9 protein-coding genes are annotated in these 8,963 nt (G+C 64.4%); 1 reads left to right on the top strand and 8 read right to left on the bottom strand.

Translation table 11 applies throughout. The features are described from left to right. The 8 genes from BUB39_RS22680 to BUB39_RS22645 all read right to left on the bottom strand — a co-directional run. Positions 1-522 (bottom strand): hypothetical protein (locus BUB39_RS22680; protein WP_210187124.1); only part of this gene is annotated, 522 nt, incomplete at its 3' end. Beyond that, entirely contained in the window at positions 515-2,752 is a 2,238-nt protein-coding gene (gene gpJ / locus BUB39_RS22675) for a TipJ family phage tail tip protein (RefSeq protein WP_073058259.1), read from the bottom strand. The genes gpJ and BUB39_RS22680, both read right to left, overlap by 8 nt. After that, entirely contained in the window at positions 2,745-3,152 is a 408-nt protein-coding gene (locus BUB39_RS22670) for an NlpC/P60 family protein (protein WP_073058257.1), read from the bottom strand. The genes gpJ and BUB39_RS22670 overlap by 8 nt, the downstream gene beginning before the upstream one ends. Next, complete coding sequence (locus tag BUB39_RS22665; RefSeq protein WP_073058255.1) at positions 3,149-3,652, bottom strand: hypothetical protein; 504 nt, start codon at positions 3,650-3,652, stop codon at positions 3,149-3,151. The genes BUB39_RS22670 and BUB39_RS22665 overlap by 4 nt, the downstream gene beginning before the upstream one ends. Then, the gene (locus BUB39_RS22660; RefSeq protein WP_073058253.1) at positions 3,649-4,083 is read right to left on the bottom strand and encodes a hypothetical protein; all 435 of its coding nucleotides are present in this window, start codon (positions 4,081-4,083) and stop codon (positions 3,649-3,651) included. The genes BUB39_RS22665 and BUB39_RS22660 overlap by 4 nt, the downstream gene beginning before the upstream one ends. 3 nt (positions 4,084-4,086) lie before the next feature. Further along, a complete protein-coding gene (locus tag BUB39_RS22655; protein ID WP_073058250.1) occupies positions 4,087-7,710 on the bottom strand; it encodes a phage tail length tape measure family protein in 3,624 nt (1,207 codons plus the stop codon). Positions 7,711-7,719: 9 nt separating this feature from the next. Then, positions 7,720-8,049 carry a phage tail assembly chaperone gene (locus BUB39_RS26030; RefSeq protein WP_425292930.1) on the bottom strand — a complete coding sequence of 110 codons (330 nt, stop codon included), beginning with the start codon at positions 8,047-8,049 and terminating at the stop codon, positions 7,720-7,722. Next, positions 8,049-8,471 (bottom strand): hypothetical protein, encoded by a 423-nt coding sequence (locus BUB39_RS22645; RefSeq protein WP_073058247.1) that lies wholly within the window; start codon positions 8,469-8,471, stop codon positions 8,049-8,051. The genes BUB39_RS26030 and BUB39_RS22645 overlap by 1 nt, the downstream gene beginning before the upstream one ends. An 11-nt stretch (positions 8,472-8,482) precedes the next feature. Between BUB39_RS22645 and BUB39_RS25310 the strand changes: the two genes are divergently transcribed. After that, positions 8,483-8,932: a hypothetical protein gene (locus BUB39_RS25310; protein WP_139251590.1), complete on the top strand. Its 450-nt coding sequence runs from the start codon at positions 8,483-8,485 to the stop codon at positions 8,930-8,932. Positions 8,933-8,963 lie beyond the last annotated feature (31 nt).

Genomic DNA, 8,963 nt, shown 5'->3' with positions numbered 1-8,963 from the left:
ACGCATTGGGCGAAGGTCAGCCCATGACCAGCCGGAGCCCGGCCGGGACCGCATGACGAACTGCGATATGCGGTTGAGCTGCGCCGCGGTCGATGCCGGGTCGGCATCCCATGTATAGCGCCTGACACCACCAACGAGGCCTGTGTAGCGAAGGTTAAAGGGATTGGCCGGCAGATCGTCGCGGACCTGGACGATCACGCCGCTCTGGTCGACAGGGTCGCTTTCGACGCAATAGGCGTTGACGGCGACGGCAGTGATCGCGACTTCCGTCCCCGCCGCGATGTCATTGAACTGTGCCCGCGCCGAGGCAGCGGGCACAGTCACCTCGATCGGCGCGCCGCCGGCCGGGGTGGCCGTAACCACATAGTGGTGCACCGGCACGGATCCGGGACCCGGCCGCAGCCGCACCAGCAAGGGCGTCGGCGCCGAGCCGCTGTCGATCGCGACCGATGCCGAGCCCGATTGAACCGCGACAATGACAGGGGCGCCGGGCGCACGCGCAGCCCAGGGAGGGCTAGGCATCGGCGAGGCTCTCGATCTCCGGCGCATGCCGGACCAGGGTCAACCGCGCGCCGAGGTCGCGCTGCGCCTCGATGTTGGCGATGACGCATTCGAAGCTTTCACTGCCGGCAACGCCGAACAGGGCGAGATCGCCAATCGCCGGCTCACTGCCGGATCCGGAGACGAGGATCACTTCGTCGGTCTCGCCGGCAACCGTCTCGATCGTCCAGAGCGACGACGTGCCGTCGGCAAGGCGGAACCGCACGACATAATCCGTGCCGTCGACCATGGTCACCCGCTCATCGAGGCTGACGATTCGCCTCTCGCCGTCTGACATGAAGGCGCTGTCGATGCCGGTCACCCGCGCATCCATCATACCTTCGGCAAGCACGGGATATGACACGCGCACCAGCGAACCGCGCGGCGCGACGAGGTGCTCGAAGTCTTGCGCCGCATACCAGGTCTCATAGCGGTTCTGCTGGATGAGGAACCGCCGCTTTGCCTCGCGGTCGACAACCCAAGGCATCGTCTGGCCCGGAAACTCGATCTCCTCATAGAGCTGAGGATCGCCGACAAGTCCCGGCCGCAAGACGATGCGTTCGTCGGCCGTCCAGAACTTGGTGCGGTTCAGGAACTTGACGCGGTAGGCATCGGGCAGCTTCTGGTAGTTGACCTCCCCGGAGAAGCTATGGGCGTTGCGCGGCGTGATGTGGGCGCGCAGCACCGTCTGGATCCGGTCGATCACGACTGACCATTTTCCACCGCCAAGCACGGGCTGCGAGGGCGTGGCACGCCCCGCTGCCGACACCTGTTGCAGCACGTCGCGCACCGATGCGTCGAAGTCGTGCACCCGTTGATAGGTGAGGCTCTTGGACTCGCACCATGCGTGCCATTCGGCGAGCGCGTCGAGATTGACCTCTGCATCCGACCGGGCCAGCGCCGTCGCATGCCCCTGCAACACATGGCGGTAGACCGACGCCGGGTTGCTCGTCGGGCGCGACACCCAGGCCGAGCCATTCCAGTCCGGGATATGGCTCGAGGCGACGACACTAAAGGTGTCGATCGTGCCAGAAAGTTGCTTGCTCGCTTTGATCTGGACCGCAACCAGGCAGAGCGGGCGCGGATAATTGACCGGATGCTGGTAGCGCATGCCCCGCACGACGGTCCATTGCATGGTGTCGGTCGTGTTGCTGTCGTCGCTCTCGACGTTCCCGCGCTTGATCTGGACGTCGAATGTGCCTGGGCCGCCGTCGACCTCCCAGCGGAGCGTGCGCCAGAAGGATTCCTTCTTGGCCGCGTTGACAAAGATCACGTCCACATAGACCCAGGGCCCATCCGGGGCGAAGTCGACACCCTTGCGCCGATATTGCACCTCGCAGGAAGCCGCCATTTCCCGCAACTCGCCGTCGGCGTCCGTCCAGAACAGCCCGCCCGGGAAATAGATATCGACGGAAATCGCATCGACATTGCTGGCCGTGGTGCGGATCGAGAAGCCATCATCGAAGGCAAGCTCGACGCCGACCGCGTCCTCGAAGGTCACCTCCTCATAGAGAGTGATCGGGGTGTCGGTATCGAGCCCGTAGCGGATCTCCGTCGTGATGTCGTGATAGGCGTCGATCCCCGTCTCGCCGATGCGGAACTGCTCGAGGCTGTGCTGCCCCTCACCGATGACGAAGAGCGCGACAAGATACTGCTCATCGCCAATGACCCGCGTGAAGGGGAAAGCCCAATAAGGCGGATAGACGCGATGCTGGCCGTAGATCTGCGGCACTGGCCCCCATGGATTGGCCTGGTTGCGGGTGCCGGCGATCGTGTATTTGTCCTCCGGCTTCTTGTCGTCGCGCTGGAAGATGCTCGACAAGAGATAGTTGGCGCCGATCCCGATCGCAGCGCTGGCAAGGGCCGTTCCCAGTGCCCCGATCACCGGCAGCGCCCATGCCGCAAAGACGGCCGTCGCCGCCATGATCGCGATCGACAGCACGCTCCTGAGAGCGCCGCCGCCGGCAGGGCGCATCCGGAGCGTCACCGTCGTGCCTGCCTTCGGCCGTACCAGGTGCCAGTGATGGCGCTCGACCACGGCAACGCTTTGCGGCCCGTGCAACGAAACGACGAGGAAGTCGAGGTCAGTCGCCACGGCCCCCGCCATCTCCTCGGCGACGATCTCGGCCAGCGTCGCACCTTCCGGCCGCGACACGCTTCGCTCGATCGATGGATCGAACCTGAGCCGGCTGATGACGGCGACGTCAGACATGTTCGTCATCACCCACGGACGCGTGCCTGTAGAAACCTGAGACCCGGTTTCTCCATTGCGGCGTGTCGACCTCGACCAACTCGGCGCTCTTGCCGCGCTGCACATGCAGCATCAGCCGGCGCCCAACCATGACACCGACATGATCGTCGACGACGCCATTCCGGATCACCACGACGTCGCCATCCTGGGGATGCTCGACCTTTCGCCACGGCCAGACATCGCGATGTGCGGCGATGGCGGAGGCATCCACAGCGAGCCCCTGGGCAGGCCCGTAGTCGGCGAGCGTGATGCCGAACCGCTCGGCAAACGCGAGACGGACCAGCCCCCAGCAATGCGTGCTCTTCATTCCGTGGTCGCCGCGCGACCATGGAATGCCGATGAAGCCATCCGACCAGCTCATCGATGCAGCCCCGGCGCAACGATCGGGTTCATGCGTCCGCGTGGAAAGTTCACGAGCCCAAAGTCATCCTGCCCCATGACAATCGAGACCTGCCCTTCGTCATAAGGCGCCGCCTGCGTCTTGAGGTTTCCGATCGAGACCTGCACCGTGTCGAGATCGCCGTCATAGACGAGCTCCATCGTGACCGTCGCGGGCTCGGGCGAGGATCGGATGACGGGGAAGATCGAGCGATCGACCGTCGTGATCGATATCCGCAGTTCTGGCGGCGCCTGGTCGTTTTCGTCTGGAAGGATCGCGGAAAGTGGCACCCAGAGATAGGTCTGCCCACGCGACACGGTGCCATAGACGAGCGGCGAGTCAGATACCCGGCCGGTCCTGTCGGACGAGATCCGGAGCGGCGCAGGCAATGCGTCATGTTCAAAGGTGAGCAACGTGATCGGCACAACGCCAGTTTGCTCTGCATTCATCTGCCGCCGAAGATCGAGGCTGATTTCCGTCATGGCATGATGTCCAGGGAGAGGTTGACAGGCCATAGGTCGTCAGCAGTCGTCGTGTCCTGCGGCGGCTCTGCATCCGGCGAGAACATGACGAGCACCATGGCCGAGATCAGCAGCGGCGAGCCGTCGGCCGAGAGCAGCACGCCACCGTCGTCGCTCCGCATCGGGAAGCCATGCCGACCCGGTTCGGGAAACCAGAAGGGCAGCGTCCCGCCCTTCGTGTCGACGTCCCAGAATGTGCCGAACCGCTCAAGCTGCACGCGCGTCATCCAGATCTGCGGCGTGATGGTGCGCACCGTGGCGGAGGACTTACGGCGCACCTTCCCCGGGCCGAGATCGGTCGGCGAACGCAGACGGCCGTCGGCGCGCTGACGACGGAAGCCGTCGCGTTGGATGAAGTTCGGTAGGCTGCTCGGCCAGCTTGGATAGGCCATCGCTCAGCCGAGCTTCCGCGTGCGCGGGGCGACGCCCATGCCGGCGAGTTCGCGCGAGGTGGCGCCACCGCGGCGGCGAAGGCTGGTCGCGGTCATCTCGTCGACGGTCGCCACCAGTTCGCGCTGGCCGGTCTTTTCATTGACCCGCTCTTCTGCCGTCACCTTGGCGCCGGAGTGGTTGTTGTTGATGAAGACGTTCACCCCGCCGCCGCCCTTGCCACCACTGCTCTCGACGCCGAGACGGCCGTTGCCGAGGCGGCGCAACGGCATGATTGCTTCCGGCCCAGCTTCGCCCATGAGGCCGGTGCCATTTGCGAAGGGGAAGATGGTCGGGCCATGCACGACACCGCCGCGCGCGAATGGGACGATATTGCTGTGTTCGAACACGCCGCCATTGGCGTAGACGCCACCGGCCGCGGGCGCTCCGAGGGAGGCATAGTTGATGCCGCCCAATGAGATGCCACTGCCTCCACCAGCCATCTGGCCGATCTTCGCTGCAGCCCCAGAGACGCTGTTCGTGAGATCCCCGAGACCGCCGCCGAGTCCGGAAGCAGATTTCGCTGCTACGTCCGATGCTGCGGCAACAGCGCGGAAGGATTTGCCGACGCTTTCGGCTTCAGGGAAGTAATTGCGCTGAGCTGAATTGAGCCCGCCCTCCCACGAACCGCCACCCATCCCAACCTTGTTTCCTCCAAGATCGAAATGCATCGCGTCGGCGGCGCCGTATTTGCCTTTCGGTCCCGAGAAGTAGCCGCCCCAGCGAAACTGGTCCGTCAGCTCGGGATACTTGTCGAGCTGGACCTGGTGCGCGGTCTGGGCGAACTGCTCATAGGTGCGGAAACCGGCGCCGTTCTGATAGTTCGGAACAGCCTTGCCGATCTTGTCAAAGATCTGGACATCGGTGGCGAGGCCCTGTCCATGGAAGCGAGGATCACCTGCCCGAAAGCCGGAAACAGCGTCGACCTTGAGCGGGAACTTCGCCGCGGCCGTCTGCAGAATGTCCTTGAGCTTGTCGTCAACTTTCGCAAACGAGCCTCGCGCCAGGTTCAGCGCATTGCCGCTCGCAACAGAATCCGAGCCGATGCCTGAGGGCTTGAGCAGGTCGGCCACATTGTCGTTCGCACCCGCGAGCCCGCCCAGCCCACCATTGACGTTCACCACTGCGGCCGAGACCGACATGGTCGCGACCGACGAAGCGAGAGCGTCGCTCAACCCGGGTATTGTCGGCGTCTTGCCTTGAAGGCGGTCGAATACGTCCGAAATCGTCGGCAGGTTCTCGCCGAACAAACTGTTCTTAAGCGGGTTCGCGACAGAGAGCTGGAGGAACTCCTTGCCGATGTCACGAGCCACATCCAGGAAGTCGTTGAGCGACAGCGTGCCTTCGCCGATCTTGTCGACGATGCTGTCGATTGCGCCGCCGCCAGTGTCTTTGATCGCTTGCCATGCATCTGTCTGGCGCTCGAGCACCGTCGTGGTATCGGCGATCGCGCCGGCGCGCTGGCGCATATTGTCAGCGGCAGAGCCCATGAAGCCGCCGTCGCGAATTCGCTGCTCGGCCTCAAGGAGCGCGAGATTGCGGCGCCGGACCGCCTCTGACTGACCGAGAAGGCCCACTTCGGCCTGCAGCCACTCGAGGTCGTTTCGATCGGTCCTGGCGGCGTCGTAGATCGCCTGGCGCTGGCGCACCTGTTCGTTGAGCAACGCCGTCGCCGTCGCGACATCCCGGATCGTGTCCGCAGCGGCAGTGCCTTCGAGACCGAGTGCCCTGATGCGCTGCTCGGCATCGAGCGCGGCCATGGCGACGGCCTTGATGCCTTCCGGCTGGCCGACCAGGGCAAGCTGCAGATTCAGCTTCTCGGTGCTGTCGCGGGCCGATTTCGTTGCGTCATCCATCGCCTTGAGCGAGGCGTTGTAGCGAACCGTGGCGGCGATCGAATCGTCCATGTGCTGGGCGTAGTCGTCGCCGTAAATGCCCCGCATCGTCGTGGCGGTGGCCTGCTCGACAGGATTACGACCGACCTGCGCAGCCTCGAAGGCGAGGTCGGAAGTTGCCTGGGCGCGCTGCTTCTGCATCAGCAGTTCGCCATAGGCTTTCGTTTGGGCGTCAATGGCGGCCACTGCCGCAGGGCTCAATGCGATCTCGCGCTTCGCCGCGTCATAGATGAGCTGCTTCTTGGCGAGGTAGGCCTCCGCAACTCCGGTAGCCTTGCCCAGCATCTCGTTCTCGTCGGCCTGTGCGCGAAGGCGCTCCGAGAACGGCTTGATGAGTTCGCCTTCCTGGCGCTTCAGAGCGGCGTCACGGACCTGCTGCGCGGCCATCGCTGCACTGGCGCTCGGCGCGGTGTCTATGGCGTTCCGATAATTGCGATTGATCTGAGCGCCGACCGTGTCCTCCGGCATCGCCAGTCGCGACAATTCCGAGACCGATTTCGTGAAGACGGACAGCTTGGCCGATGCGCTGGATGCGATTTCGTCCAGGAACCGCTGCAGCGCCTCCTTTTGCCCCACGACACTGCGAAGGCCATCCGCCAGCTTGATCACTTCGCCAGCAGTGCTCAGCAGAGAGTCGTTGAACGGTTCGGCCTCGGCGCGAGCGGATACCGTCTTGATGAAGGCCTCGACATCCGGCTTGCCGGCTTTGGCCTCGTCGCGCAGCTTGATGATGGCGTCGGTGAACGGCGCAAACCGGCTGCTCACGCTGTAGAAAGACTGTGCCGAGCGGGCGGGCGTCACGACGCTGCCGAGTTGGCCGAACAGGTCGTTTGACTGGCTCCGCGCCTGGATGGCGAGTTCCGACATCGACGCGCGCGATCGCGTCTGAAGCTCGCCGAACCCGCGGCTCGTGTAATTGTCGAGGCCCGACGCAGCCTCTCCATACGCGGTCTTGAGATCGCGAACGAGCGCAGCGTGATCCGCGAGGACCTCGTCCAACGACTTCACTTTGGTGCGGCCGACCGATTCGTAAACCACCCAAGCGGCGCCCAAGGCGGCAACAGCAACGCCAGCCGCCTTGGCCGGGCCCGGGAGGGCCAGTAGGCCGGCGGTGATGCGGGACAGCGTGCCCTTCACGCCGCCCTCGCCCATCTGCATGACTTGGATGAGCTGCCCGCCTTGCGTGGCGAGGATCTGGAACGCCGACGCTCCACTGAGGGCCATCGTTGCCACATCGTTCAGCTGGAAGCTGAGCTGCTGCAGCTGGCCGGTGTTCTGCCTCATAAGCGGCGGCAGCTTCGTGAGCGGCGGCACCAGCGCCGGGATCTTGGTCAGGGGCGGTATAAGCGCGTTCGCGCCCGCGCCTGCCGCGCCGAGGCCCACGCCTGCCTTACCCGCCTCGACGCCGGCCTTGCCCAGCCCGGCCGCCGCCGCATTGGCAGCAGACCCAGCACCTTCGACCGCCCGCTCGGCATTGCCGGCGGACGCCGCGAGGCCGTCGATATCCGACTTGGCGCCAGCAGCTTCCTTGCCAACCTTGTCGATCGCAACAGCCGTGGTGGCAGCTTCCGAGCCAAGCGTTTCGACCGCCTTCTCGGCCTTGCCGGCGGCAACGACGAGCGCATCGAGGTCGGTCTTCGCCTTGCCGGCGGACTCCGAATCGATGACCAGGCCGAGCCTTGCGAGATCAGTCACGGGCAAACCTCATGCGAACATGGCATCGAACAGATCCTCGGTCATCGGTCGGGTCGGAAGCGGCGACGAGGGCTCGGGAGCCGTCGTTTGATCGCCGTCCGCCCACTCAATGAAGGCGTTGTCGATCTGGACGATGAGCCCGACCTCGAACGGCGTCGCGCAGGCGCCAGAGAGGACGGACCAATGGGCGATTTCGGGAAAGCTCAGAGGGCAGACACCAAAGCCCCGGGTGCGGCGTCGGTGGAGTTCGAGCCACCACACCCAGACATGGGCGAGAAAGGCCGGCGGCGAGGTCTCTGGTGCGCCCTTGGCGCCGAAACGAGACCGCGCGAAGGCGATCAGTTCAGCGCGGGCTTTGGCAAAAAATTCTCACGGGCCGAGACGAAGGCGTCGACCTGCTCGCGCAGCCAGCGAAGGCGACCGTAGAGCGTCAGCGCGGCATCATGGCTGAACTCAAGGTCCTCGCCATCAAGTCCGATACCGGACCATTGCACGGTGCACGACGCCAGAAGGTCGAGCGTGTCGCGCTCGGACGCCTCGAAGTCGGTATCATCCCCCGCCTGAGCATCACGGATCCTCCGGCTGAGAACCTCGCGCTGTGCCGCGACGAACCTCTCACTGTCACGCCCAATGAGGCGGATCGTGACCGGGGCCCCGGTGTTCTCATCGACCACGGGCTTGCCGGTCGCCGGGTGCTTCACAGGCATATCAACGCCGGCATTCGAGGCTGGCGAGGTGTCGAGGCGGGAGAGGTCGAACATTGGTTCTCCTGATGACGAATGCCAGCGGCCCGTGGCATGCTGATGCAGCGGGCCGGGAGGCAATGATGAAACGATGGTTGGTAGCGGCGGCGGTCGCGGCGTTGACGGTAACGTCAACGGCCGGAGCACAGCCGGTAATGGATGGAAGTGGGGCTGGTATCGACCCAGCCTTAATTCAGGGCGCTTTCCGGTCCCTCACACAGCATGACAAGGATCCCTACAGCGCTCAGATCGACCGACTATTTGTCTCCACCACAACGTCTGGCGGGCTTTCACTATGCGGCTTTGTCAACCGCAAGAATGTATTCGGAGAGTACGAAGGATTTCGGCCTTTCGGATACTCTCAGGAATGGGATCAGAGCTTCATCTATGACGATTCCGAGCCGATTGCTTCGGCCAAAGCTTTGTTTCGTCGCGCAATGGCGAGGAGCGGCTGTCAGTCGATTCTACCTTCAGGATAGACTTGGTCACATCAGCCGCTCCCTACCCCGG

It is taken from the genome of Kaistia soli DSM 19436 (assembly GCF_900129325.1).
Taxonomy (GTDB): domain Bacteria; phylum Pseudomonadota; class Alphaproteobacteria; order Rhizobiales; family Kaistiaceae; genus Kaistia; species Kaistia soli.
Note: the sequence above shows the minus strand (reverse complement) of the source record. Positions and strands in the feature narration are given on the sequence as shown.

Excerpts from the sequence above, each read along its gene's own strand:
- gpJ (WP_073058259.1), bottom strand. The coding sequence starts at position 2,752 with ATGTCTGACGTCGCCGTCATCAGCCGGCTCAGGTTCGATCCATCGATC.
- BUB39_RS22670 (WP_073058257.1), bottom strand. The coding sequence starts at position 3,152 with ATGAGCTGGTCGGATGGCTTCATCGGCATTCCATGGTCGCGCGGCGAC.
- BUB39_RS22665 (WP_073058255.1), bottom strand. The coding sequence starts at position 3,652 with ATGACGGAAATCAGCCTCGATCTTCGGCGGCAGATGAATGCAGAGCAA.
- BUB39_RS22660 (WP_073058253.1), bottom strand. The coding sequence starts at position 4,083 with ATGGCCTATCCAAGCTGGCCGAGCAGCCTACCGAACTTCATCCAACGC.
- BUB39_RS22645 (WP_073058247.1), bottom strand. The coding sequence starts at position 8,471 with ATGTTCGACCTCTCCCGCCTCGACACCTCGCCAGCCTCGAATGCCGGC.
- BUB39_RS25310 (WP_139251590.1), top strand. The coding sequence starts at position 8,483 with ATGACGAATGCCAGCGGCCCGTGGCATGCTGATGCAGCGGGCCGGGAG.